This is a genomic window from Mesorhizobium waimense, from assembly GCF_003601975.1.
Taxonomy (GTDB): domain Bacteria; phylum Pseudomonadota; class Alphaproteobacteria; order Rhizobiales; family Rhizobiaceae; genus Mesorhizobium; species Mesorhizobium waimense.
This window is the reverse complement of sequence record NZ_QZWZ01000001.1, coordinates 275,887-301,093: the sequence shown is the minus strand read 5'-3', so window position 1 is coordinate 301,093 and position 25,207 is coordinate 275,887. Positions and strand designations below refer to the sequence as shown.

19 protein-coding genes are annotated in these 25,207 nt (G+C 64.0%); 7 read left to right on the top strand and 12 right to left on the bottom strand.

The genetic code is table 11. The features are described from left to right. Nucleotides 1–169 precede the first annotated feature (169 nt). Entirely contained in the window at nt 170–901 is a 732-nt protein-coding gene (locus tag D3227_RS01465) for an SDR family oxidoreductase (protein WP_120011906.1), read from the top strand. Between the two features lie 158 nt (nt 902–1,059). Then, entirely contained in the window at nt 1,060–1,905 is an 846-nt protein-coding gene (locus D3227_RS01460) for a fumarylacetoacetate hydrolase family protein (protein WP_120012200.1), read from the top strand. Nucleotides 1,906–2,112: 207 nt separating this feature from the next. Here D3227_RS01460 and D3227_RS01455 read toward each other — a convergent pair whose 3' ends face one another. From D3227_RS01455 to D3227_RS01430, 6 genes are all read right to left on the bottom strand, one after another. Continuing rightward, nucleotides 2,113–3,111, bottom strand: coding sequence for an ABC transporter ATP-binding protein (locus tag D3227_RS01455; protein ID WP_120011905.1), 999 nt, complete (start codon nt 3,109–3,111; stop codon nt 2,113–2,115). 15 nt (nt 3,112–3,126) lie between these two features. Then, complete coding sequence (locus D3227_RS01450) at nt 3,127–4,188, bottom strand: Gfo/Idh/MocA family protein (RefSeq protein WP_120011904.1); 1,062 nt, start codon at nt 4,186–4,188, stop codon at nt 3,127–3,129. Continuing rightward, on the bottom strand, nt 4,185–5,024 hold the full coding sequence (locus D3227_RS01445) for a carbohydrate ABC transporter permease (protein WP_120011903.1): 840 nt from the start codon (nt 5,022–5,024) through the stop codon (nt 4,185–4,187). Before D3227_RS01445 ends, D3227_RS01450 begins: the two co-directional genes overlap by 4 nt. Nucleotides 5,025–5,034: 10 nt before the next feature. Further along, the gene (locus D3227_RS01440; protein WP_120012198.1) at nt 5,035–5,964 is read right to left on the bottom strand and encodes a carbohydrate ABC transporter permease; all 930 of its coding nucleotides are present in this window, start codon (nt 5,962–5,964) and stop codon (nt 5,035–5,037) included. A 222-nt stretch (nt 5,965–6,186) separates the two neighbouring features. After that, nucleotides 6,187–7,446 carry an ABC transporter substrate-binding protein gene (locus D3227_RS01435; RefSeq protein WP_120011902.1) on the bottom strand — a complete coding sequence of 420 codons (1,260 nt, stop codon included), beginning with the start codon at nt 7,444–7,446 and terminating at the stop codon, nt 6,187–6,189. A gap of 2 nt (nt 7,447–7,448) precedes the next feature. Continuing rightward, nucleotides 7,449–8,408, bottom strand: coding sequence for an N-acetylmuramic acid 6-phosphate etherase (locus D3227_RS01430; protein WP_120011901.1), 960 nt, complete (start codon nt 8,406–8,408; stop codon nt 7,449–7,451). 199 nt (nt 8,409–8,607) lie between these two features. Between D3227_RS01430 and D3227_RS01425 the strand changes: the two genes are divergently transcribed. The 5 genes from D3227_RS01425 to D3227_RS01405 are packed head-to-tail and all read left to right on the top strand — an operon-like array spanning nt 8,608 to nt 13,594. After that, the gene (locus tag D3227_RS01425) at nt 8,608–9,489 is read left to right on the top strand and encodes a glucosamine kinase nucleotide-binding domain-containing protein (protein WP_120011900.1); all 882 of its coding nucleotides are present in this window, start codon (nt 8,608–8,610) and stop codon (nt 9,487–9,489) included. Further along, on the top strand, nt 9,486–10,265 hold the full coding sequence (locus D3227_RS01420; RefSeq protein ID WP_006202301.1) for a GntR family transcriptional regulator: 780 nt from the start codon (nt 9,486–9,488) through the stop codon (nt 10,263–10,265). Before D3227_RS01425 ends, D3227_RS01420 begins: the two co-directional genes overlap by 4 nt. Continuing rightward, nucleotides 10,262–11,296, top strand: a complete 1,035-nt coding sequence (locus tag D3227_RS01415) for an SIS domain-containing protein (protein ID WP_120011899.1) — start codon at nt 10,262–10,264, stop codon at nt 11,294–11,296. The genes D3227_RS01420 and D3227_RS01415 overlap by 4 nt, the downstream gene beginning before the upstream one ends. Next, complete coding sequence (gene nagA, locus D3227_RS01410; protein WP_120011898.1) at nt 11,293–12,471, top strand: N-acetylglucosamine-6-phosphate deacetylase; 1,179 nt, start codon at nt 11,293–11,295, stop codon at nt 12,469–12,471. The genes D3227_RS01415 and nagA overlap by 4 nt, the downstream gene beginning before the upstream one ends. Nucleotides 12,472–12,481: 10 nt before the next feature. Then, nucleotides 12,482–13,594, top strand: a complete 1,113-nt coding sequence (locus tag D3227_RS01405; RefSeq protein WP_120011897.1) for an NAD(P)/FAD-dependent oxidoreductase — start codon at nt 12,482–12,484, stop codon at nt 13,592–13,594. 36 nt (nt 13,595–13,630) lie between these two features. Here the strand turns inward: D3227_RS01405 and D3227_RS01400 are convergent, their stop codons facing one another. The 6 genes from D3227_RS01400 to D3227_RS01375 form a co-directional block, all read right to left on the bottom strand. Continuing rightward, on the bottom strand, nt 13,631–15,160 hold the full coding sequence (locus D3227_RS01400; protein ID WP_120011896.1) for a malonate--CoA ligase: 1,530 nt from the start codon (nt 15,158–15,160) through the stop codon (nt 13,631–13,633). A gap of 63 nt (nt 15,161–15,223) precedes the next feature. Beyond that, the gene (locus D3227_RS01395; protein WP_120011895.1) at nt 15,224–15,970 is read right to left on the bottom strand and encodes a GntR family transcriptional regulator; all 747 of its coding nucleotides are present in this window, start codon (nt 15,968–15,970) and stop codon (nt 15,224–15,226) included. Nucleotides 15,971–16,313: 343 nt separating this feature from the next. Beyond that, nucleotides 16,314–16,991 (bottom strand): ribulose-phosphate 3-epimerase, encoded by a 678-nt coding sequence (gene rpe, locus D3227_RS01390; RefSeq protein WP_120011894.1) that lies wholly within the window; start codon nt 16,989–16,991, stop codon nt 16,314–16,316. Between the two features lie 792 nt (nt 16,992–17,783). Next, a complete protein-coding gene (locus tag D3227_RS01385) occupies nt 17,784–19,196 on the bottom strand; it encodes a hypothetical protein (RefSeq protein ID WP_245451609.1) in 1,413 nt (470 codons plus the stop codon). A gap of 116 nt (nt 19,197–19,312) precedes the next feature. Beyond that, a complete protein-coding gene (locus D3227_RS01380) occupies nt 19,313–23,161 on the bottom strand; it encodes a DUF7929 domain-containing protein (protein WP_120011893.1) in 3,849 nt (1,282 codons plus the stop codon). Between the two features lie 10 nt (nt 23,162–23,171). Then, a complete protein-coding gene (locus tag D3227_RS01375) occupies nt 23,172–25,133 on the bottom strand; it encodes a hypothetical protein (protein ID WP_120011892.1) in 1,962 nt (653 codons plus the stop codon). Nucleotides 25,134–25,207 lie beyond the last annotated feature (74 nt).

The following is a 25,207-nucleotide window of genomic DNA, read 5'->3' as shown; positions in this document are numbered from 1 at the left end:
GGTGACGTTCGGGCTTGACGGGTCAATGGATGTTCTTTAACGAGAAAAAACAATTGGCCTGCACATCAACGGGTGTTTGAGGCGGCACGATAGTGCTTGCCTGGCACATTGCACCTTGGCCGAATGCCCTTAGACATCCGGGCGGCGTTAGACAGTCGAGGAGAACAGCATGGCGGATCTGGCGGGCAAGGTCGTTGTCGTCACGGCGGCAGCGCAAGGCATCGGCAGGGCGAGCGCGCTAGCCTTCGCCAAGGCAGGCGCCGTTGTGCACGCCACCGACATCAACGAGGTGCTGCTGGCCGAAATCGGCAAGACAAGCGGGATCAACACCCGCAAGCTCGATGTGCTGAACGACGAGGCGGTGAAATCGGGCTTCGCCGAAATCGGCCCTGTCGATGTGCTGTTCAATTGCGCCGGCTTCGTCCATTCCGGCTCGATCCTCGAAATGGCGGATGCCGATCTCGACTTCGCCTTCAACCTCAATGTGCGCGCGATGATCCGCACCATCCGCGCGGTGCTGCCGGGCATGCTGGAACGTGGCGACGGATCGATCGTCAACATGTCGTCGGTCGCCGGTGCCGGCAAAGGTGTGCCCAACCGTTTCGCTTATGGCGTCACCAAGGCCGCGGTCATCGGACTGACCAAGGCGATTGCCGCCGACTATGTCGGCAAAGGCATACGCTGCAACGCCATCTGCCCTGGCACTGTCGAGAGCCCGTCGCTGCAGGATCGCATGCATGCGCAAGGCGACTACGAAGCCGCCCGCGCCGCCTTCATCGCCCGCCAGCCGATGGGCCGTCTTGGCACGCCGGAGGAAATTGCCGATCTCGCCGTCTATCTAGCCGGCGCCACCTATACGTCGGGGCAGGCCTACAATATCGACGGTGGCTGGTCGATCTAGCAGTCTGAAAAACATGGTCCCCAGGCATCTAAGGCGGCTTCCGCGCTTGCCCCGGGATAGGTCCATTCGGTACTTTCCGCCCGGTTTCTGAAAACCATATCGTCGCCTTGGCGGAGAGTTTGCAAAAGGCCACGGGCCGCAATCAGGAGAAAGACTGCATGAAACTGCTGCGCTATGGCGAGGTGGGGAGCGAACGTCCCGGCCTGCTCGATGCGGATGGGACGATCCGCGACCTCTCCGCTTATGTCGCCGACATCGCCGGCACGGTGCTTCACCCGGCTTCGCTGGACATGCTGTCGAAGCTCGACCCGAAATCGCTGCCCGCGGTTTCCGGCAGTCCACGCATCGGCGCCTGCGTCGCCGGCACGGGAAAATTCATCTGCATCGGGCTCAACTATTCCGACCACGCCGCCGAGACCGGCGCCACCGTGCCGCCGGAGCCGATCATCTTCATGAAGGCAAGCTCGGCCATCGTCGGGCCCGACGACGACGTGCTGATCCCGCGCGGCTCGGTGAAGACCGACTGGGAAGTCGAACTCGGCGTCGTCATCGGCAAGACCGCCAAATATGTCAGCGAAGCCGAGGCGCTGGATTATGTCGCTGGCTACTGCGTCTCGCACGATGTTTCCGAGCGCGCCTTCCAGGCCGAGCGGCAGGGCCAGTGGACCAAGGGCAAGTCCTGCGACACGTTCGGCCCGATCGGACCGTGGCTGGTGACCAAGGACGAGGTGGCCGACCCGCAGAACATCAAGATGTGGCTGACGGTGAACGGCAAGACGATGCAGGACGGCTCGACCAAAACCATGGTCTACGGCGTCGCTTACCTCGTCTCCTACCTCAGCCATTTCATGTCGCTGCATCCCGGCGACATCATCTCGACCGGCACGCCGCCCGGCGTCGGGCTCGGCATGAAGCCGCCGGTGTTCCTGAAGGCGGGTGATGTGGTCGAACTCGGTATCGAAGGGCTGGGTCAGCAGAAGCAGACGTTCAAGGCGGACGTGTAGGCGTATACCTCTCCCCTTCTCCCCTGTGGGAGAAGGTGGATCGGCGCGCAGCGCCGAGACGAATGAGGGGTGCTGGAAGAAACTCGGCATCAAAATATCGAGGTATTGGAAGCGCTTACACCTTCAGCGTAGCGATCCTTCCAACACCCCTCATCCGACCGAGCTTCGCTCGGCCACCTTCTCCCACAGGGGAGAAGGAAGTGGCAGCTACTTCAACACCTTCCCATCCGCTCCAAACCGATAGGTCTTCGCCGGGTCCGGCGTCGCGTAAAGCGTCGCGCCCGGTTCGGCATTGTAGACGCCGAAGATGCGCACGGTGATCAGCCCGGCCTTTTCGCAGTCGAGATAGAGATTGGTGTCGGCGCCGAGATGCTCGGCATGCACCACCGTCCCCTTCCAGGCGCCGGACTTTGGATCGACGGTCAGGTGCTCAGGCCGCACGCCGATGGTATTCGCCGTCTCGCCCAGTCTGGCGCCGTCGATGAAATTCATCTTCGGTGAGCCGATGAAGCCGGCGACGAATTCGTTCGCCGGCGAATTGTAGAGCTGCATCGGCCCGCCGATCTGCTCGATCTTGCCGGCATTGAGCACAACGATCTTGTCGGCCAGCGTCATCGCCTCGACCTGGTCGTGGGTGACGTAGATCATCGTTGCCTTCAGCCGGCGATGCAGCTGGGCGATCTCAAGCCTGGTGTTGACGCGCAGTGCGGCGTCGAGGTTGGACAAGGGCTCGTCGAAGAGAAACAGCTTGGGCTCGCGCACCACGGCGCGGCCGATGGCGACGCGCTGGCGCTGGCCACCGGAGAGTTCGGCCGGCCGCCTTTCAAGATAGGGCTCCAGCGACAGCATCGAGGAGGCAATGCCGATGCGTCGGTCGATCTCTGCCGCCGGCGTGCTGGCCTGCTTCAGCCCAAGGCCCATATTGTTCTTCACCGTCAGATGCGGGTAGAGCGCATAGGTCTGGAACACCATGGCGATGCCGCGCTTGGCCGGCGGCGTGACGGAAACGTCCTCGCCGTCGATGACGACGCGACCCGAGGTCGAATCCTCCAGTCCGGCAATGACCCTCAGCAAGGTCGACTTGCCGCAGCCGGAGGGGCCGACGAAGACGACGAACTCGCCGTCCGTTACTTCGAGGTTGATGCCCTTCAGCACCTCGACCGGCCCGAAAGCCTTCTTCACATTCTCGATCTTCAGCGAGCCCACGGCGTCGTCCCTGTTCTAGAGTTTGATGGCGGCGCCGCTGCGCACGCTCTCGTCGGCGGCAAGGCAGACGGCGAGCGACTTCACTGCATCGTCCATATGCCTGTTGAGATCGAGATCCTCGCGGATCGCTCTGAGCACAAAGGCCTGCTCGAGATCGCACAGGTCCTGGTGGCCTGGTTCGCCTTCCATCGACAGCATCTCGTCGGGCCTGGCGAACTTGCCGTCCGGCCCGGTCACGGCACTGTGCAGGCGGATGGTCGAAGTCTTGGTGTGGGTGTCGATATCGTCGGACTTGACACCTTCCTTCATGACGATCGACACGCAGCCATTCGGCGAGATGACGTCCTTCACGAAGAAGGCCGTCTCCGAGATCATCGGCCCCCAGCCGGCCTCGTACCAGCCGACCGAGCCGTCATCGAACAGCACCTGCAGATGGCCGTAATTGTACATCGTCGGCGCGACCTCTTCGGTCAGCCGCACCCCCATGCCGCGCACCTCGACCGGCCTGGCGTCGGTGATCTGCAGCATCACGTCGAGATAGTGCACGCCGCAATCGACGATCGGCGAGGTCGTCTGCATCAATTGCTTGTGCGTGCCCCAGGTATGGCCCGAGGATTGCTGGTTGAGGTTCATGCGGAAAACGTAGGGGCCGCCGAGCTTGCGCGCCTCGGCAATCAGCCGGATCCAGGACGGGTGATGGCGCAGGATATAGCCGATCACCAGCTTCTTGCCGTTGGCCTTGGCCGCGGCGACGACACGCTCGGCATCGGCGACCGTCGTTGCCAGCGGCTTTTCGACGAAGACATGGCAGCCGGCCTCGAAGGCCCTCACCGCATAGTCGGCATGGCTGTCCGAATAGGTGGCGATGCAGGCGACATCTGGCTTTTCGTCGCGCAGCGCCTCGTCGAAGGAGCGCCTGATGCCGTAGCCGGAGAGCCCTTCCGGCAGCGGCACGTCGGAGCGGTTGATCAGTGCCGCGATCTCGAAACCCGGATTGGTGTGATAGGCCAGCGCATGGCTGCGGCCCATATTGCCGAGGCCGGCGACGACGACGCGAAGGGGTTTTTGCGAACTCACTTGACGGCTCCAGACGTGATGCCGCGGATCAGCTGCCGCGAGAAGATGACGTAGAGGATCAGCACCGGCATGATCGCCAGCGAGAGTGCTGCCAGGATGGCGTTCCAGTTGGTGACGAACTGGCCGAGGAAGAGTTGCGCGCCGAGCGTCACCGTCTTGGTCTCCTCCGACGGCGCCAGGATCAGCGGGAACCACAGATCGTTCCAGATCGGGATCATGGTGAAGACGGCAACCGTCGCCATCGATGGCCTGACCAGCGGCAGGACCAGGCGGAAGAAGATCGTGTATTCCGACAGGCCGTCGATGCGGCCGGCGTTCTTCAAATCGTCGGACACCTGCTTCATGAATTCCGACAGGATGAACACCGCCAGCGGCAGGCCTTGCGCGGTGTAAACCAGGATCAGCGCCGTCAGCGTGTTGACCAGCCCGCTCGCCACCATCAATTGCAGGATGGCGACGGTGCCGAGGCGGATCGGGATCATGATGCCGAGCGCCAGATAAAGCCCCATCAAAGTATTACCGCGGAAGCGGTATTCCGACAGCGCGAAGGCGGCCATGGCGCCGAACAGAAGCACGAAGAACAGCGAGGCGACGGTGACGACGAGGCTGTTCTGGAAATAGTGGATGAAGTCGCCCTGGCCGATCACGGTCGTATAGCCGATCAGGTCGAAGGTTTTGGGCGTCGGCGGCGTCAGCGGCTCGCCGAAGATGCCGGCGCGCGACTTGAACGAATTCATGATCACGAGGATGACTGGAAACAGCGCGATCGCCGTATAGGTCAACAGGATCGCGTGGGCGCCGATGGTGCGGGGCAGCGAACGGGTTGCGGTGCTCATCTGTCGCCCCTCAGAACTGATAGCGACGCAGGCGCGTCTGCACGAGGAAGAGATAGACGCAGACGCCGCCCAAAATGATCAGGAACATCATCGTAGCGATCGCCGCGCCCATGTTGGGATCGCCGATTTGCAGCTGGAAGCCGAAGAAGGCGCGGTACAGGAAGGTGCCGAGAATGTCGGTCGAATAATTCGGCCCGGCCAGCGCGCCTTGCGCGGTGTAGATCAGGTCGAAGGCGTTGAAATTGCCGACGAAGGTGAGGATCGAGATGATGCCGATCGACGGCAGGATCAGCGGCAGCTTGATCTTCCAGAACTGCGACATGCCGGTGATGCCGTCGCATTCAGCCGCCTCGAGCACCTCGTCGGGGATCGACAGCAGGGCGGCATAAATCAGCATCATCGGGATGCCAACGAACTGCCATACCGAAATCAGGCTGAGCGCGGTCAGCGCGTATTCTTCCTTGCCGAGCCAAGGCGTGAACAGGCTTTTCAGGCCGATCAGGTCGAGCATATGCGGCGCCACGCCCCACAGCGGCGACAGGATCAGCTTCCAGGCGAAGCCGACAATGACGAAGGACAGAATGGTCGGCACGAAGATCGCCGTGCGGTAGAAGGCGGAGAACCTGAGCCTGGGGCTAGAGAGCAGCGCCGCCAGCAGAACGCCGATCGGATTCTGCACCAGCATGTGGATGATGAAGAACCAGACGTTATTGCGCAGCGCATTCCAGAAGCCCACGGACCAGTTGGGGTTACCGAACAGGGTGCGGAAGTTCTCCAGCCCGACGAAAACCTGGGACTGGTTGATGTTGCGGAACAGCGACAGCTGCAGCGTGCCGGCCAGCGGCAGGATCATGATCGCCGTATAGACCAACACCGCCGGTGCCAGGAAGATGCCTATGTGCCAGCGGAACGGTCGTTTGGGTCGTGTTTGTGCGGCCATGAGTTCGGTCTCCGCCGTCTCTCGGTTCCAGGTCATGCAATGCTAGTTGATGCCTCGATGCACAGCCTGCATCCTAGGATGGAGGCCTGCGACACGTCAGCTTCGCCTTCCCCGCAAAGCGAGGGTGAGGCCGAGAGGCAGGGCCGACAATCGCAATCTCAAAAGCAGGCGCTGTTCGAATGCCGGCCGGGCATATGCCCGGCCGGCCCGTTGCCTGAGCTCTTACTTGGCCGGCTTGTACCAGCTGTCGAGACCGTCCTGCAGCTTCTTGGCGGCAGCTTCCGGCGTATCGGTGCCGTTGATGACGTTTGCCGATTCAACCCACGTCTCGTTCTCGAGGTTCGGCGTGCCGCGCCCCAAGATCTGGTAGGTCGAGCGGATCGTCGACTTGCACTTGCCGCGCCAGGAGACGAATTCCTGCGCCAGCGGGTCTTCCATCTTCACCGGCGTGTTGTTCAGGCTGAAGAAGCCCGGCAGCGCGTTGGCGTAGATGGTGGCGAAGTCAGGCGACGCGACCCAGGACAGGAAGGTCTTGGCCGCATCGGCATTCTTCGAAGCCGCATTCAGACCCATGCCGATGTCGGTATGGTCGGAGATGTAGCAGGTGTCGCCGGCCTTCTCGACCGGCGGCGGGAAGGCGCCCATCTTGAACTGCGCCTGGGTGTTGAACAGCGCGATCTCCCACGAGCCGGCCGGGTAGATGGCGGCGCGGCCGAGCGTGAACAGGTTCTGGCTGTCCGGATAGGTCTGCGCCTCGAAGCCGTCGCCAAGATAAGGCTTCCACTTGGCAAGTTCTTCATACGGCGCCACCCAGTCTTTGTCGGTCAGCTTCTGCTCGCCTTTGATGAGCGCTGTCCGGCCATCCTCGCCTTTCCAGTAGTTCGGGCCGATGTTCTGGTAGCCCATGGTCGCGGCTTCCCAGAGATCCTTGGTGCCCATCGCCATCGGGATGTAGGTGCCGTCGGCCTTGATCTTGTCGAGCGCGGCGAAGAATTCGTCGCGCGTCTCCGGCACCTTGATGCCGAGCTTGTCGAAGGCGTCCTTGTTGTAGATGAAGCCGTGGATGACCGAGGCCATCGGCACGCAGAAGGTCGCCTTGCCGTCGTCGGTCTGCCAGGCAGCCTTGGCTACCGGAGAGAAGTTTTCCGTACCGGGTAGCGAAGAGAGGTCGGCGAGGTTGCCCTTCTTGTAGAGTTCAAGCGATTTGTCGAACGGACGACAGGTGATCAGGTCACCCGCCGAGCCGGCGGCGAGCTTGGCGCCCAGCGCCGCGTCATATTCGGTCGGCGCCGACGGCGCGAACACCACCTTGATGCCGGGGTTCTTGGCCTCGAAGGCCGGGATCAGCTTGTCTTTCCAAATGGCAAGGTCGTCGCCGCGCCAGCTTTCGATGTTGAGGGTTACGTCGTCGGCATAGGCCATCCCGGCGGTGCCGAGAATGCTGGTGCCTAGAAGAAGGGCCGTCAGTAGTTTCGTTGTCATGCTCAGTCTCCCTGTTGACCTTTTTCAGGTTCGGTTTTGATGAGAACAGAGGCTTGCGGCCCCTTGCTCCCCTCGATCGCGGAAAGCGCCGGCCGCAGCTTCTGGCCGGTTCTTTCCAGTATCTTCTCGGCCGCATCGGCATTGGCGGCGCCGGCGGCGAGCAGAATGGCTGTCTTGACGACGCCGCCGCTCTTTTCGAGCAGGCGCGCCGCATCGTCCCTGCCGCACCCGCTGATGGCGGCGACGATGCGTGCCGCGCGATCGCGCAGCTTGATGTTGTCGGCGGTGAGATTGACCATGTAGCCATCATGGACATGGCCCAGATGAATGGCGGTGAGCGTCGACAGCATGTTGAGCGCTATCTTCTGCGCCGTGCCGGCGCCCATGCGCGTCGAACCGGCAATGATCTCCGGCGGTGTCTCGAGCAGGATAGCGACATCGGCCAGCTTGAGCAGCGGCGTGTCCTTGTTGTTGGCGATGGCCACGGTCGCAGCGCCGCTGCTGCGGGCATCCTCCAGCGCCTTGACCGCATAGGGCGTCGAGCCGCTGGCCGAAATGGCGATCAGGCAGTCGCCCGAGCCAATTCCGGCGCCGGCAATTGCAGCCGAGGCCTCCTCGGTGTCGTCCTCCGGGCCACCGGCCAGTGTCTTGAAGGCTTCGTCGCCGCCGGCGATCAGGATGGCGATCCGATCGCGCGCAATGCCGAAGGTGCCCGGCAATTCCAGGGCATCGGCCACTGCCATCAGGCCCGAGCTGCCGGCTGCCGCATAGGCAAGCTTGCCGCCGCCCGCCAGCCGGCCGGCGATGATCTCGGCAGCGTTGGCGATGGCGGGAATGGCGCCGCGCACGGCCCTGGCAGCCTCGATCTGTGCGTCGGCCAAGAAGGAAAGGATGGTGTCCGGGGCCTGGATGTCCAGTCCCTCGGCATTCTGGTGATGCGCTTCTGTGCGCTTCTCGGCCATCCAATTCCCTCCAACTCGCAAAACAATACCAAAAAAATACCACTTGTCTACACGCATTAACGAAATCGTCGCTCAGAAATTGGGTCGCCGGCAAAATTCGCTGATTTTTCAATAAACTACGCCTTAATCTTTTTGAACCCGAAATTAACTCTTGGCTATTGGTATTTTATTGGTATTATCCGCCCGGAGGAGAAATCGCGTGAATTTCGTGCTTGGCATCGATGGCGGCGGCACCAGCTGCAGGGCGGCCCTTGCGACAGCAAGCGGCACGGTCGTGGGCCGCGCCAAGAGCGGCGCCGCCAACATCCGCACCGACCTCACCGGCGCGCGGACCAACATCGTCGAGGCGGCACGGCAGGCCTTCATTGCTGCCGGACAGGATCCTGAGCTCATCCCGCAAACCCCGGCCATTCTCGGTCTGGCCGGCGCCAATGTCGGCACCTACAGGCAGCAGCTCGAGGCGATCCTGCCGTTCAGCCAAAGCCGCGTCGAGACCGATGCCGAGATCGCGCTGGAGGGCGCGGTTGGATCCGGCGACGGCGCCATGGCCATCCTCGGCACCGGCACCGCCTATATGGCGCGCAAGAATGGCACGTCGCGCGCCATCGGCGGCTGGGGTTTTCAGGTCGGCGACCAGGGCAGCGGCGCGCGCATCGGCCGCGACCTGCTCGAACAGACGCTGCTCGCCTATGACGGCATTCGCCCGGCCTCGCCGCTGACTGAGGCCATGCTCGCCATCTTCCGCAACAATCCCGAGGACGTGGTCGAGTTCACCACCAACGCCAAGCCCGGCGATTTCGGCGGCTTCGCACCCAAGGTCTTCGATCACGCCGCCAAGGGCGACATCGTCGCCAACTGGATCCTCGACAAGGCAATCGCCGATGTCGAGGCCTCGCTCGGCGCGCTCGATCTCTCGAGCGGTGCGCCGCTCTGCCTGCTCGGCGGGCTGGCGCCGCTCTATGCGCCGCGCCTGTCGGCGCGCTACCAGGCGCTGCTCAAGCCGCCGCTCGACGATGCGCTGGGCGGTGCGGTGCAGATGGCGGTGCGCATCTTCGCCAATACCGTGGAGACGGCCGGATGAACGCCGCCGACCAGATCTTCGCCATGCTGAAAGAGTCGTCGCAAAGCGGCGCCCCGCTCTATCTGCAGCTCAGGAAGAGCATCGAGGACGCGGTCAATCGCGGCCTGATCGGACCCGGCGACGCGCTGCCGTCCGAGCGCGACATCGCCAGCAAGGCCGACATATCGCGCGTTACCGTGCGCAAGGCGGTGCAGGATCTGGTCAAGGGCGGCATTCTCGTCCAGCGCCATGGTTCCGGCACGTTCGTCGCGCCGCGCATGGAGCGTGTCGAGCAGTCGCTGTCGCGGCTGACCTCGTTCACCGAGGATATGGCGCGGCGCGGCATGGCGGTGCGTTCGGCCTGGCTCGACCGCGGCCTTTACGCGCCCTCGCCCGACGAGATGATGGTGCTCGGCCTGTCGTCGAGTGAACTTGTGGCGCGCGTCGCACGCCTGCGCATTGCCAACGACACGCCGCTGGCGATCGAACGCGCCTCGCTGTCGGCCAGCGTGCTGCCCGACCCGGAGGCAATAGGCTCGTCGCTCTACGCGGCGCTGGAAACATCGGGCAACCGGCCGGTGCGCGCGGTGCAGCGCATCTCCGCCGCCAATCTCGGCGACAGCGATGCGCGCCTGCTCGAAGTGCCGCCAGGCATTGCCGGACTGCATATTGAACGTATTTCATATCTGGCGAGCGGCAAGGTGATCGAATTCACCCGCTCCATCTACAGGGGCGACGCCTATGATTTCGTCGCCGAACTCCGGCTGAGCGGGCCGGGCGAAGAGGGCCGGCCATGAGCGCAACATCAACCACCCACATGCGGCGCGAGATCGAGGAGATCCCGGAAGCCACCGCCCGCCTGCTCGACGGCTCGGCGGCGGTGTTGAGCGAGGCCGGGCGCGGCATTCGCGAGCGCGATCCGAGCTTCGTCGTCACCGTGGCACGCGGTTCGTCCGACCATGCCGCCACCTTCATGAAATATGCCGTGGAGCTGACCGCCGGGCTAGCCGTGGCGTCGGTCGGCCCGTCCATCGCCTCGATCTATGGCGCGAAGCTGAGGCTTGCCGGCTCTGCCTGCCTCGCCATCTCGCAGTCGGGCAAGAGCCCGGATATCGTCGCCATGGCGCAGTCGGCACGGGCCGGCGGTTCGCTGACCGTCGCCATCACCAACACCGCCGATTCGCCGCTGGCGCGCGCCTCCGACTATGCGATCGACATCCTTGCCGGGCCGGAGCGCAGCGTCGCAGCGACCAAGACCTTCGTCAATTCGGCGGTCGCCGGCCTGGCCCTGATGGCGCACTGCACTGGCGACGACAAGCTTCTCGCCGCTCTCGCCCGCTTGCCCGAGCATTTCCGCAAGGCGATCGCCTGCGACTGGATGGGGCTGGCCGGCGCATTGGAGACGCCGAAATCGTTGTTCATCCTCGGTCGTGGCCCATCCTCGGCCATCGCCAACGAAGCGGCGCTGAAATTCAAGGAAACCTGCGCCATGCATGCCGAGGCCTATAGTGCCGCGGAGGTGATGCATGGACCGCTGGCGCTGGTCGGGCCGGGCTTTCCGGTGCTGGCGCTCGCCGCGCGCGACGCCTCCGAACCGTCAGTTGCCGAGGCGGCTGACAGCCTGGCCGGCAAGGGCGCTGCGGTCTTCGTGACGTCGGACAAGGCCAAGAGCGCGCTGCGCCTGCCGCATGTCGCCACTGGCCACCCGCTGACCGACCCGCTGGCGCTGATCGTGTCCTTCTATGGCTTCGTCGAGGCCTTTGCCCGCCACCGCGGCCTTGACCCGGACACGCCGCCCAATCTGCGTAAGGTGACGGAAACCGTATGAGCGACCGTTTCGCCCTGACTGGCGCTCGCATCTTCGACGGCGCCGACTGGCACGACAACGCCGCCCTTGTCGTGCAAAGCGGCTTGGTCGAAGCCATCGTCGCGGCTAGCGCCATCCCGTCCGGGGTTGCCCGTATCGAGACCGGCGGCGGGCTGCTCACGCCTGGCTTCGTCGATTTGCAAGTCAATGGCGGCGGCGGCGTCATGCTCAACGACCACCCCGACGTCGCCTCGATCGAGACCATCTGCCGGGCGCACGCGCCTTTCGGCACGACGGCGCTGCTGCCGACTTTAATCACCGATACGCCCGCAATCACCGCCGCCGCGGTTGCCGCAGGAGCCGAAGCCGCGCGGCAGAAGGTGCCGGGCTTTCTCGGCATGCATCTCGAAGGTCCGCATCTGTCCGTTGCCCGCAAGGGCGCACATGATCCGGCCTTGATCCGGCCGATGACGGATATCGACCTGGCGGCGCTGATCGCGGCTCGGAAAGAGCTGCCCGTCCTGCTGACCACGATCGCGCCTGAATCCGTCGAGCCATCGCGCGTTGCAGCACTTGCCAAGGCCGGCATCGTCGTCAGCCTCGGCCATTCCGACACCGGCTACACCAGGGCACACGCCTTCGCCGGCGCAGGTGCGACCGTAGTCACCCACCTGTTCAATGCCATGAGCCAGATCGGCAATCGTGAGCCGGGGCTGGCGGGAGCCGCCATCGACACTGGCACATTGTTTGCCGGCATCATCGCCGACGGCATCCATGTCGATCCCGCCACCATGGCGATAGCACTGCGCGCCAAGCAGGGGCCGGGCAAAATCGTGCTGGTCACCGACGCCATGGCGACGATCGGCACCGACATGACGTCGTTCACGCTGAACGGCCGCACCATCTACCGCAAGGATGGCAGCCTTCGGTTGGCCGACGGAACGCTGGCGGGCGCCGATCTCGACATGATCTCGGCGGTTCGATACGTCCACCGCGTCGTCGGGTTGGACCTGTCGGAAGCGCTGCGCATGGCCTCGCTCTATCCGGCGCAGGCGATCGGCCAGTCGCACCGGCTCGGCCGCTTTGCCAACGGCACCGCGGCGGATATCGTCGCTTTGTCGGACGATCTGAACGTCAAAGGCGTCTGGATCGACGGCGCGAAAATGTTTACGGACAGCACAGCTACTTTGCGCTGAAGGCGGACCGATGCACACAGTCGATTGCGTTGTTGCCGGGGCGGGTGTCGTCGGCCTCGCCATCGCCCGCGCTCTCGCTTTGTCCGGCCGCGAGGTGCTGGTGGTCGAAAAGGCCGCGGACATCGGCACCGGGACGAGTTCGCGCAATTCCGAAGTCATCCACGCCGGCATCTACTATGCGCCGGGAAGCCTGAAGGCCCGGCTCTGCGTCGAAGGGCGCGAAAGGCTCTATGCCTATTGCCGCGAGCGCAACATCGGCCATGCCCGCACCGGCAAGCTGATCGTTGCCGTCGAAGCGGCGCAGCTCGACAGACTGCAGACGATCCGGGCCAATGCGCAACGTAGCGGCGTTGACGATCTCGAATTGCTGACGCACGTAGAGGCTGAAGGCCTTGAGCCGCAGCTCAATTGTGCCGGCGCGCTGCTGTCGCCCTCGACCGGCATCGTCGACAGCCACGCGCTGATGCTGTCCCTGCGCGGCGACGCGGAAGCCGCCGGCGCCTCCTTTGCTTTCCTGACCACGGTTGCGGCGGCGGTCGTCGAAGCCGATGGCGTGCAGATCCGCACGCTCGACGCCAGCGGTGAGCCGTTCGAGTTGAAGGCTGGCGCCTTCGTCAACGCCGCCGGCCTTGACGCGCAGGCCCTGGCTGGGCGGATCGAGGGTTTCCCGCAGGGTCTCATCCCCCAGCAGTGGCTGGCGCGCGGCAACTATTTTGCGCTTTCGGGCCGTTCGCCCTTCTCGCGGCTGATCTATCCGGTGCCCGTCGATGGCGGCCTTGGCGTCCACCTCACGCTGGATCTCGGCGGCAGTGCGCGCTTTGGACCCGATGTCGAATGGATCGACCATGTCGACTATACGGTCGATCCCGGCCGAGCCGATTCATTCTATGGCGAAATCAGGCGTTACTGGCCGGGCCTTGCGGACGACGCCCTGCTCCCGGCCTATGCCGGTGTCAGGCCGAAACTGTCCGGGCCGGGCCAGCCGGCGGCCGATTTCGTGCTGCAAGGCCCTGCCGACCATGGCGCCGGCGGTATTGTCAATCTGTTCGGCATCGAGAGCCCCGGCCTGACCGCGAGCCTCGCCATCGCCGAGTATGTTTTCGGGCTGTTGTATCCGAACTGATCTCGCGCAGATTGCGATGTCCGGACCGAGTTCAGATCATGAGCCGGCTTTCGATGGCGCGAAAAGCTCCTTGTAGGTTTCGCGCAAAAAATTCTTCTGCACCTTGCCCATGGTGTTGCGCGGTAGCTCGTCGACGAAGATCACCTGCTTGGGATGTTTGTATTTGGCGAGCCGTGCACCGATCGCCGCGATGATATCGGCGGCGCTGATAGCCGAAGCCGGTGCCCGCACCACGACCGCCGTGACGCCCTCGCCGAAATCTGGGTGGGCAATGCCGATTACGGCGCTTTCGCTGACGCCGGCAAGCGCGTCGATCTCGCTCTCGATTTCCTTCGGATAGATGTTGTAGCCGCCGGAGATGATCAGGTCCTTGCCACGTCCGACGATGTGCACATAGCCGTCGGCATCGATCAGGCCGAGATCGCCGGTGATGAAGAAGCCGTCGTTGCGAAACTCGGCCTTGGTCTTCTCCGGCATGCGCCAATAGCCGGCAAAGACATTCGGACCCTTCACTTCGATCATGCCGACCTCGCCCTGGGCGAGCATGCCGCCGCCGTCGGGATCGGCGATGCGCAGCGAAACACCCGGTAGCGGAAAGCCGACCGTGCCGGCGCGCCGCTCGCCATCATAGGGGTTCGAGGTGTTCATATTGGTCTCGGTCATGCCGTAGCGCTCGAGAATGGCGTGGCCGGTGCGCTCGCGCCAGGCCACATGTGTTTCGGCCAGAAGCGGCGCCGACCCGGATATGAACAGCCGGATGTTTTTCGCCGCCTGGCCGTTCAGGCCCGCCTGCTGCAAAAGCCTGACATAAAAGGTCGGCACGCCCATCAACGAGGTGGCGCCGGGCAGCAGCGAGACGATACGGCCTGCGTCGAATTTCTGCTCGAACAGCATCGAGGCACCGGCCATCAGGACGACATTGGTGGCGACGAACAGGCCGTGCGTGTGGAAGATCGGCAGCGCATGGATCAGGACGTCGTTGCTGGTGAAGCGCCAATGCTCGACCAGCACCCGCGCATTCGAGGCGAGGTTGTCGTGGCTGAGCATGGCGCCCTTCGAGCGGCCGGTCGTGCCTGACGTGTAGAGGATCGCAGCGAGATCGTCAGGCCCGCGCGCAACATCGCGGAACTCCTTTGGCTGGTGTGAAGCACTCTCCGTCAGTGAACCTTCGCCCTTGCTGCCAAGCGTGGCGACGGCGGCGCCCGATCTCTCAGCCAGAGTCCCGATATCGGCTGCCTTCGCGGGCTCGCAGACAACCAGCCGCGGTTCGGCGTCGCCGAAGAAATAGCCGAGCTCCGCCAGCGTGTAAGCGGTGTTGAGCGGCAGGAACACGGCACCGGCACGCAGGCAGGCAAGGTAGAGAAAAATGGCCTCCGGGCTTTTCTCGACCTGGACGGCGACGCGGTCGCCCGGCTTGACGCTGAATTGGACCAGCGCATGCGCCAGCTGCGCGGACTGGGCCAGCATGTTGCCATAGGTGATCGTCCGCCCGTCATCCGTCTCCATCAACAGCCGCTCGGGCGCGGGCATGCGGGCGCGGAAAGCGTCGAACAGGTGATTGCTCATGGTTTTCCCTGATATGGCGTCTGCTGCAGCGCAAATATCAGATTTTTGGTGCCGGACGAGCAGCTATTTGCGGCCGCGCGATGCCTTGCCGGGGCCGGCCTTGGCCTCAGCGTCCTGGGCGAAGCGCTCGATGCACATGGTCGCCGTCAGACGGTAGTGGCTGAGCAGGGCTTCGACCGCGCCGTCGGCGTCGCCGTCCAGCGTGCGTTCGGCGATCAGGCGATGCTCGGCGAGATCGTCGCGTTCGATTGACGGGCTGACCTGCGACATCAGCCGGTAACGGGAGGCCTGATCGGAAAGCTGGTCGCAGAACCCGATCAGCCAGTGCGACCGGCAGGCCGCAATCAGTGCCCGATGGAAGGCGCGATGCAGCTTCTCCCAGTCCGAATTGTTCGACGAGGGCTGCTCCGGCAGGCGGCGAGGGGCGCGCGCCAGGCGATGCAGCGCCAGCACCAGCTGCTCTTCCCATTCCGCCGTGCGGTGGGCGATCGATTCGCGCAGCGCCCGCTCTTCCAGCCAGCAGCGCGTGCGGGTCAATTCCTCCAGTTCCTCGGCGCTTACAGGCATGAGGAAGAAGCCGCGCTGGTCGTGGCGACCAAGCAGACCTTCTGAGGCGAGACGGTTGAGAGCTTCGCGCACGGGCGAAGCCCCGGCGCCATACCGCGAAACCACCCACTCGACCCGAAGCTTGCTTTCGGTTTCGAGCACGCCACGCAGAAGATCGTCGCGAAGCTGATGATAGACCGTGCTGGCGAGGGTGCTCTTGGGTCCGGCCCCTTCATCGCCCAGATCGGCGGTTCCGTATGTCAATATAGCTCCTGTTGCCTGCTTGGCCCGTTGTGGATTCTTGTGTCAAAGCAGCATTGATCCCGTACGCGTACTATAACGCGCCCTGCTTTCGACCCTCAAGCAGAAGATAGCGGTATTCGACTTAAAGAGGAGAGATGGTAGTACACCCCATCGGCCAATGTAACTATTGTCAGGAAAATCTCTTTGTCTCGAAGAAACCCGCGGGCGCCGAACAAGAGGCGTTTGGTGCGTTTCCTTTGCCGTTACAATCGGAAGTTTTAGCGACCAACCCCATGCCTGGCCTAGCATTTCGGGTTTCATCGTCAGGGTCGGCTGAAGCTGTCGAATCTTGCTGCAATCGATTTCAGACGGCGGCGCGGTCCGCTGCCGTCCTGATCGCCTCGATGTTTGCCCGATAGGCTTCGACGCTGCCGCCCTTGAAGATGGCCGCACCCGCGACCAGCACGTCGGCGCCGGCAGCGGTGACCAGGGGCGCCGTCTCCGGCGAGACGCCGCCGTCGATCTCTATCCGGATCGGGCGCTTGCCGATCATCGCCTTGACCCGCCTCACCTTGTCGACAATCGCCGGAATGAAGGCCTGGCCGCCGAAACCCGGATTGACGGTCATGATCAGGATCAGGTCGAGCCGGTCGAGCACATATTCGATCGCGCTTTCGGGCGTCGCCGGGTTGAGTGACACGCCCGCCTTCTTGCCGAGGTTCCTGATCGTCTGCAGCGAGCGGTCGAGATGCGGGCCGGCCTCGGCGTGCACTGTGATGCCGTCGCAGCCGGCCTCCGCGAAAGCGGCCAGATAGGGATCGGCCGGGGCGATCATCAAATGGCAGTCGAAGAAGGCCTTGGTGCGGTTGCGGATCGCCTTGACCACCGGCGGGCCGAAGGTGATGTTTGGCACGAAATGGCCGTCCATCACGTCGAGATGGATCCAGTCGGCGCCGGCCGCAGCGACGGCCTCGACCTCGTCGCCGAGCTTCGAGAAATCCGACGCCAGCACCGATGGCGCGATCAGGGTCTTTTGAGCCATGTCCGCTTCCCGTTCTTGGAACCCACTCCCGCCCTAACGCATCGGCCCGAAAATCGGAACCGATTTTCGGAAAGCACGATGCGTAGATTCAAAAGTGTAGAGCGTACTTTGTGCGTCCAAACGGACGCACGTCGCTCTAATCGTCCCGGCGCTGCTTGTCGACAGGAATCCGGCGCTGGTGCCTTCTCCACACAAGAAGAGAAGCAGCCTCAGCCGCCTCTCTCCTTCATATGTTCATATATGCGTAAGGATTTCAGTTCACCTGCCGCCGCAGCTTGGCCTGTCCCTGCAGAAACGGCTTGGCCCTGCCTTGCTTCAACTTCTGCAAGTCGGTCACGCCCGGCTTGGGCACGCAACGTCCACGCACCAGTTTTTCGGTTGCCCGGCAGCCCGTGGTGATGACCGCATCCTTGACGCACGCCTTGCCTACCAGATGATAGCCGCGTTTGCAGTCGATGATGACGGGAGGCTTGCGCACGCATTTGCCGTTGATGCGCAGTTCGTCGCGTCTGCATGTGTCGGCGATCACCGGGTTCTTCACGCATTTCAAGCCGACCTGACGATAACCCGGCAGGCAGTGGATGCTGACGCCGATGCACCTGCCGTTGACCAGCTTTTCGGTGCTTTTGCATGCGGCAACGAGCGGCCTGTCGATGCATTTGCCGCGCAGCAATGTCTGGCTGGGCAGGCATTTGCGGCCGGGATCGACGACAACCGGAGGCAGTCTCGGCTTGCCGAAGTCCGGGCGCGTGCTGGAGACGAGATCGTCGGCTTCCGGTTCGAAGGTGCGCTTTATGCAGGTGAAATCCTCCTTGTCCGTATCGACGGTGGCGATGGAGCCGTTCTGCTTGATCTCCTGCAGCGTGCACTGGATCGCGCGGGTTCTGACGATGCTGAGATCGTGGGAAGCGCTCGCCTTGAACACGCCGCCATTGTTGAAGGCGACCTCGGTTCCGGTGAAGAAGGCGCCATTGGAGCAGCTGATCCGGTAGTGGAACGCGCCGGGCTCGTCGCGGTCACTTCGAATGCGACCTGGCCCTTGCGTGGGCACAGTTTCTTTCCTCCAGCGCTATCGGAAACTGTCACTTCGCCTTGCCAGCCAGCTTGCGCCGGCGGGTTGTCGGGATCGGTCTGCGGTGCGTCGGCGAAGCCACCGCCGCCGGCGCCGGTACAATGTACCGTGATGTCCTTCCAGCCGTCGAAGGGTTCGAACGGTCCGTTGCCGACGATCTCGGTCTTGTACTGGAAGTAGGCCGTGGCGCCGACATTCTCCCATTTCTCGTAGGTCGCGAAATAGCCGTTCTTGGCCGCGTCATATGACGCCCACGCCTGCTTGAACTCGGAGGTGATCGGGCCGCCGTCCTTCTGTCGCCAGATGCGCATCGAGACCGGCCCGGCCTGGTTGGCCTGCGCCCGGCTGGTAACTTTCAGCGCGGGGCAGACCGTGCCGGGCGTCGAGCCCGGTTGGTTCGACTGGTAGGTGGTCAAGAACAGCTTGACGCTGTCGACCTCGAACTTGCCGAAGTCGGTGGCGATGTCCTGCACCGTGGGCTTGATCACCGGGTCGCAGACGATTTGGACCTGGAACGTGCCGTGCTCGGCGTAATGCGAGTCGAAGAGTGGATAAGGCCAGCTGCCCGGCTGGGTTTCGGCGACGGCATTGTCCATGTCGAGCGCCTTGTCGGTAAGCGCGGTGAAGCTGGCGTGGAACGTGTGGCTGAACGTATGGGATTTCGTCGGTCCGTCGGCCTGCAGGTGCTGGTTGCACTTGGCAATGATCTGGTCGCCATAGGGCACGACGGCAATGCCGGTGTCCGACGACAGCGGTATTTTGGACGGGTCAAAGGCGAAGTTTTCCTGGTGGTCGTAGTCGCGGCTGACTGGCGCGTCGCTCCAGATCGGCGGAAACGGGCCGCATTGGCCGGGTCCGCAGACGCCGAGTGCGACGCCGACATCCTGAACATAGCCGGGCCAGCGTGTGTTGATCTTCATGTGACCCCAGAACTGGACGGTGCCGCTCTTCAGCGTATCCCATTTCTGTTTGTCGCTCGAAACGACATGGAGCGTGGTGTTGACGCTCTGCGTGTCGAAAGACATCGACTTGATATTGGCCTGTTCGGCGAAGGCAGAGGTGGTGGCTAGTCCGGCTGCGAGCAAGGCAACGGTCGCAACCGTATTGCGAAAGGCGTAGCTGACTGAAGACATATCTCTCTCCTGATGTGTTCCTTCAGGCGTTGGTCGCCGCTCACAGCCGCAAGGTTCACGCCAAGCAAAAACCCCGCCGGATTGCTCCGGCGGGGTTGGTCTTGTGGTGCCAAGGATTACGGCTTGGAGTTCAGGGTGGCCGGATCCTGCTGGTCCACCTGCGGCGTACGCCTTGGCAGGACCTGCTGGAGGATGTTCGGATTGAGCAGCAAGTTCGGGTTGATCTCCGGCTGCCTGCGGATCGGCACGCAGTTCGGATACCTTCCAGTCGTCCCGGCCGGGCAGCGCCTGATGATGATCGGCTGGCACTGGCCGTTGATCAACTGCGAGCCGGGCGCGCATTCCTGCCGAACGTTACGGCAAGCGCCGTCACGGACCTCGGTGCCACGCGGGCAGACACATTCGCCGCGCTTGTTATGCACCTGACCGCGGATGGTGCACTGCTCCAGCTGGGGCTTCTTCTGCCGGCAGGCGCCATTGCGGATCTCCGTACCCTTCGGGCATACGCAATTGCCGCTGGAGTCGTGGACCTGGCCGCGGATCGTGCACTGCTCCGGCTTTGGCCGGACCGGACGACAGGCACCATTGCGCACCTCAGTCCCTTTCGGGCAGACACAATCGCCATTGGCGTTGTGGACCTGGCCGCGAATGGTGCACTGCTCCGGTTTCGGCCGGATCGGCCGGCAGGCACCATTGCGCACCTCGGTCCCTCTCGGGCAGACGCAATCGCCGTCAGCGTCATGAACCTGGCCGCGAATGGTGCACTGCTCGGGCTTCTCCTTGTCCCGCACGCAGGCATTCGCATTCCTGTCGAGATGCGTGCCGGCGGGGCAGCGGCAGTTGCCGTCCGCTGTCGGGACCGAACCGGGGATGGTGCAGCCCTGCGTGACCTTCACGCAGGCACCATTCTCAAGCTCGGTTCCGCGCGGGCAGATGCAACGTCCGTCCTCGGTGCGGATCTGGCCCTTCAGCAGGACGCAGGGCTTCGGCTTCGGGTCGGTGATGACGCCGCCGCCGGGCGAGCACTGGCCATTTCGGAAGGTGGTGCCGGGCGGGCAGACGCACCTGCCGGCATCGTTCATGACGAAGCCTTGCGAGCATTCCTTCTCCACCTCGTTCCTTATGGTGAAGGGATGGCAGGCATAGGCCTTGCCGCGATCACCCTGGATGTTGGCCTGATTGCCGGAAAGCACGTCGCCGCCGCCTTGCACCCGCGTGTCGGGAGACAGGACGCCAACGCAGTTCTGGCCGTTCACCGTGCCCCGCAGATCGGCCAGACGGCCATCGTCGGGAATGACCACGGTGATAGTGTGCACGTGGCTTTCCCCCGCGCCGAGCGTCAGGTTGGCGATGCAGGACAGAGGCAAGGTTGCCGGTTCCGGCGAGCAGCCGAAGGGCGGTTCGATCGAGGTGATCGCAACGCCGTCCAGCCTGCCGAGTCCTTCCACGCCGATCGCATCACCGATGCGGACCGGACCTGAGAAGGGGGTCGTCCCGTCGTTCGTGATGGTGATCTCGAACGTGCAGGGCGCACCGGGCTGGCACTCGCTGTCGCCGGTCTTCTCGACACGGATGGTCGAGGCACCGCCGCCCTTGGCGCAAGCCTGGCCGATCGGATAGACGATGTCGTCTCCCGGCGCCGGCCCGTAGGAGCCGCGCGCGCAGTTCTCGAACTCACCATTGGCCGAGACCGTCACGTCGAAATGCCTGGATGTTCCGGGCGTCATCACGGCGCCGGGAATCTGGCACGACAGCGCATTGGCAGGGACTGGCCCGCAAGCCCATTCCGCGCCGTCAGAAGTGACGGTCTGGATCTGGACCGGCGCGCCGCCGGCCACCAGCGTCGCGGCATCGTTGACCCGCACCGGACCGGTGGGGGCAGCGGTGCCGAGGCTGATGACGGTGATGCGGCACGAGATGACCGCGGCACCGGCGAGCGAGCCGTTGCACACTTTGGTGATGCGCAGGGTCGGCTTGCCGCCATTGGGATGACGGAAGCGTTCCTTGGCGCAGGCCTTGTTGTTGGTGAGGTCGACCTCACCGGGGACGGGCTTCAGCGCCGCGCAGTTCTCGACGGTGTCCGACTGGTAGCCGGCCGGCATCACCGCCTTGACGACGATCGGCGTCGAGGCGCCCGGCATCAGCACGATGCCGGCATTGTCGCAGCGGAACTGGCCGGGGCCATTCGGTCCGCATGTCCAGGGCGGGCTCGGACCGAAGGTCGAGGATGCCGGCGCGCCGCCCGGATAGTTGTCGATGACCGTCAGCGGCCCATTATAGGGGACGCTGCCGTTGTTGATGATGTCGATCACGAAGTAGCAGATGCCGTCGGGCGTGCAGACCGGAATGCGGGCACGCTTCTTCAGGATCAGGTCGACCTTCTTCTCGACCGGCGGCCGGCAGTCCGGGTTACGATCGCCGCGCCGGCAGATCGGGATCGAGGCGCAGCCGCGATCGTTCTGCTGGCTGCCGAAAAGCGGCTTGCCGCTGGCGCCATAATTGTAGGTGGCGCAGTTGCGTAAAGCACCGCCTTGCCAACCCCCGGTCGGCTTGAAGCCGAGCTTGAGGTCGACGGAAGCCCCCGGATTGAGCGTGGTCACCGGATGGGTGCACGTCATCGGCGTTGCTCCGGGTACGCAGACCCAGGGCGGATTGGGCCCTGAATCGAGCGTGGAACCGGCCGGCAGCGTCACTTCGTCGAGCACGATCTTGCCGTGATAGGGCGCTCCGCCGACATTGGTGACCCGGATGGTGAAGTCGCAGCCACCGCCCATCGTGCAACGCGTCACGTCGGCGCGCTTCTCGACCTTGAGGTCCGGCTCCTTGTCGGGCGGGCATCTGAGGTCGCGCGGAATGACGATGTCGATGGTCTGCGAGCAGCACAGGCCCCAGCCTTCCTCCGGCCCGGCATAGGTCTCGATGCCGGTGACGATGAGGTGGATGACGTCGCCGGGCGATGCACCGACGATCTTCCAGTTGAGCACACCGCCGCCAGCCGGCACCAATTGCGTGTCGGGGATGATGGTGATGCCGGGCGTCGTCGTCGAGACCTGCACCCACTTGCCGCCCATCTCCGGGCCAACAGGCATGTGGTAGATGAAGGCGCCGCCGCCGGGCACGCAATCGACCTTGCCGCGCTCCACCTTGAAGCACTCCTTGCCGGGAGGTGGCGGCGGCCGATTGCACTTGGTCAGGTCGATCTTGATCGAGGTCTTTTCGCCGGTGAGGTAATCGCCGTCATCCGGCTTGCTCGGATCCTGCGACGGGATGATCTTCGCGGTGCCCGGTCCGGCGGTCACCGTGATCAGACCCTGGTTGTCGACGATCGTCGGCGCGGGAAACGCCGCATGATCGATCTTGGCCGTGATGCGGAAATTCATGATGCGCTCGTTCGGGGCGCCGACGCCGTCGAGATCGGCGGCGGAAATCCGGAAATCGGAAACCGTCGCCGTATCGTTCGGATCTGCCGACGTGCTGACGGTCGCACCCGGCAGCGGGCCGCCTGACGAATCCGTACCGTCGCCGGACACATTGACATTGACGATCTCAAGGCCGTGCGGAAGCTGGTCCTTGAAGTCGACCCTGACCTTTTTCAGTCTGGCCACGAAGCTTGGATCTGCAAAGCCCTGCGGATCGCCGCGCAAGCCGAAGCTCAGGGAATAGACGACGTAGTCGCAGCCTCTTTGAGTGCCTTTCTTGGTGAAGAAGGGCACGATCCGGTCGGGCCTCGGATTGACGACCCGCGAATTGTCGAGGTCGAGCTTCAGCTCCGGGCTGATCGGGGCCGCGTCTTGCGCGAAGCCTTGTACTGGCGTCAGCATGGCGACCGCGATACCGGCCGCCATCAGCCAGCGCGCGCCGCGCCTGGCGAGTGACAGGGGTTTCATGATCGTCTCCATGACGGTTGGTTGCGTGCTGGTTGACCGGTTGCTCTGGGCGAGCGGGGAAAGTGCGAGATTCATCATCTTTCCCTCCTCACGGTTCGCAGCTGACGGCTGGCATTCTGAGCGGCACGGTCATCTTGCAGCAAGGGAAGTAGCCGCCCTTGTCGCGGTCGGACTGCCTGTAGAAGCAGAGCCCGACATTGACGGTGTCGCCCGGATCATGGCCGGTGATGTTGATCGTGTAGGGCGCGCCGGGCGCATGCGACATGGGTGAAGTCACCCCGACGCCTGGTGTCCTGGACGAAGCCTTGATCGAATCGCCGCCAAAGCCGGCATGGTCATGGAGATAGAGATCGGCCTCGAGGCCGGAGGGCGTGCAGAAATACCTGACATCCTCGACATCGAGACAGGGAGGCAGATCGCCGGGCGGCGGAAAATCCGGCGGATAGAACGGTGGCAGATAGCCGCCCGGTATCTCCTCATAGTAGCCGGCACGGCCCTCGCAGGGGCGCCACACCTCGACGTCACCGACATGGCCTTCTACCTCGGGGTCTTCGAAATAGCCGTCGAAGTCGACGAACCATGAGCCGAAAGGCGGCACGTTGGCCGGCTTGACCAGCGGCGTCGGCGTGATCTGCACACCGTGCACGGCGGACGGCCCACCGGCGGCGAGCTGTTCGGCTAATGCCGGATTGTCGCGCAGCTTGTCGCCGGTGTTGACCAGCGTGTCGGCGCAGGAGCGGGTGTCGAGATTGCCCTCGGCGTCATAGCCATATTGCAGGTCCAGCCCACCGGCCGACTGCCGGTTGCCCTGCGGGAAGCCGACCGCATATTCCTGCGGCTCTTCCACCCAGATCGATTCCGTCTCCGGATCGTCCGGGTTCTCGCGCCAGTAGCGGATGACCCCGCCTTTGCCGGAATCGGCGAACTGGCTGTAATCGTAGCGGTTTTCCACCGGACCGCGCTGCGCCAGGTACATGAAGCCCTGGTTGTCGAAGGCGATGTCGGTGACGGCGTAGTCCCTGTCGGCCTTGACTGTCAGCTCCCAGCGCGGATCGCCGGCGAAGCTGCCGTCACGGGTAATGCCTACCGACCATATCTCGGCCTTTTCGCCGACCGAGTAATAGACCCGGCCGCCATGATAGGCGACGGACCAGACGCGGCGTTCGTCCTGCGTGTAGCCCCAGCTGTCGGGGTCTTCACTGTCGAAGGCAGCACCCTGGATGTCCATCACCGCGCCGTCGTCGGCGACAGGGGCGAGCCCGTGCGCCGGGCGCCCGGCAACGCCGTGGTCGAAGCTGTCGATCAATGCGCCGTTGGCGTCGATGCGATGGATGAGGCCGGTGTCGAGGTCGCTGACGAAGAACTGGCGGTGAATGCTGTCGAAGCTGATGTCGCCGATGCCGGGACCGCTGTTGGTGTCGAGGTCGGTGAATTTGGAGACCGCGCCGGTGATGCCGTCGATCTTCCAGATCGCGCCGGGGCCGCCGCCGTTTTCGGTGCCGAACTGGCCGTCCATGAAGGTGGCGCCCGCAGTGCCGCGGCGTTGCCGTTCCGGCCGTCCGTCGGCGTCTTCGTCCGGGGTGACGATGCGGATGCCGTGCAGCGAGGTGGCGCCGGCATAGAGGTTCGGAATGCCCGAGGGAACGCCATCGCGCACGCCGTCGTCATAGGTGAGCGCAAATACGTGGCCGATCTGCTCGGCCGTCACCTCGAAGGGCGGCGGCGTGTAGATGAGCTGGCCCGAGGCCGGTCCGCCCAGCCCTGAAACGTCGAAAACGCGCAAGGTTGCGCGCGTGGTGTCGATGAAGGTCTCGTCGACCGGATCGACGCCAGGCGGCAGACCTTCCTCGAAGCCGGGAATGATGGTGCCGGAAAATCCGGTCACCGCCATCGAACCGGGATAGATGATTTGGGTTTCCTGCGCCTGGGCGTGGCCGCCCAGCCACAGGCTGGCGGTCAGCGCCAGTGCCAGCAAGGCGCTGGCGGTCTGCCCCGCGCGGCGCAAACGGCCGGCGCGAGAGGGCACGAACGAGCCGTGATCGCGAGACATGACATTCCCCCCACAGGATACGGGAGAAACGTCCGGATTCGCCGCGCGAATCAGGGCAAGGCGCGGCGTTCCGT

Excerpts from the sequence above, each read along its gene's own strand:
- D3227_RS01465 (WP_120011906.1), top strand. The coding sequence starts at position 170 with ATGGCGGATCTGGCGGGCAAGGTCGTTGTCGTCACGGCGGCAGCGCAA.
- D3227_RS01460 (WP_120012200.1), top strand. The coding sequence starts at position 1,060 with ATGAAACTGCTGCGCTATGGCGAGGTGGGGAGCGAACGTCCCGGCCTG.
- D3227_RS01445 (WP_120011903.1), bottom strand. The coding sequence starts at position 5,024 with ATGAGCACCGCAACCCGTTCGCTGCCCCGCACCATCGGCGCCCACGCG.
- D3227_RS01440 (WP_120012198.1), bottom strand. The coding sequence starts at position 5,964 with ATGGCCGCACAAACACGACCCAAACGACCGTTCCGCTGGCACATAGGC.
- D3227_RS01435 (WP_120011902.1), bottom strand. The coding sequence starts at position 7,446 with ATGACAACGAAACTACTGACGGCCCTTCTTCTAGGCACCAGCATTCTC.
- D3227_RS01430 (WP_120011901.1), bottom strand. The coding sequence starts at position 8,408 with ATGGCCGAGAAGCGCACAGAAGCGCATCACCAGAATGCCGAGGGACTG.
- D3227_RS01420 (WP_006202301.1), top strand. The coding sequence starts at position 9,486 with ATGAACGCCGCCGACCAGATCTTCGCCATGCTGAAAGAGTCGTCGCAA.
- D3227_RS01415 (WP_120011899.1), top strand. The coding sequence starts at position 10,262 with ATGAGCGCAACATCAACCACCCACATGCGGCGCGAGATCGAGGAGATC.
- nagA (WP_120011898.1), top strand. The coding sequence starts at position 11,293 with ATGAGCGACCGTTTCGCCCTGACTGGCGCTCGCATCTTCGACGGCGCC.
- D3227_RS01405 (WP_120011897.1), top strand. The coding sequence starts at position 12,482 with ATGCACACAGTCGATTGCGTTGTTGCCGGGGCGGGTGTCGTCGGCCTC.
- D3227_RS01400 (WP_120011896.1), bottom strand. The coding sequence starts at position 15,160 with ATGAGCAATCACCTGTTCGACGCTTTCCGCGCCCGCATGCCCGCGCCC.
- rpe (WP_120011894.1), bottom strand. The coding sequence starts at position 16,991 with ATGGCTCAAAAGACCCTGATCGCGCCATCGGTGCTGGCGTCGGATTTC.
- D3227_RS01385 (WP_245451609.1), bottom strand. The coding sequence starts at position 19,196 with ATGTCTTCAGTCAGCTACGCCTTTCGCAATACGGTTGCGACCGTTGCC.
- D3227_RS01380 (WP_120011893.1), bottom strand. The coding sequence starts at position 23,161 with ATGATGAATCTCGCACTTTCCCCGCTCGCCCAGAGCAACCGGTCAACC.
- D3227_RS01375 (WP_120011892.1), bottom strand. The coding sequence starts at position 25,133 with ATGTCTCGCGATCACGGCTCGTTCGTGCCCTCTCGCGCCGGCCGTTTG.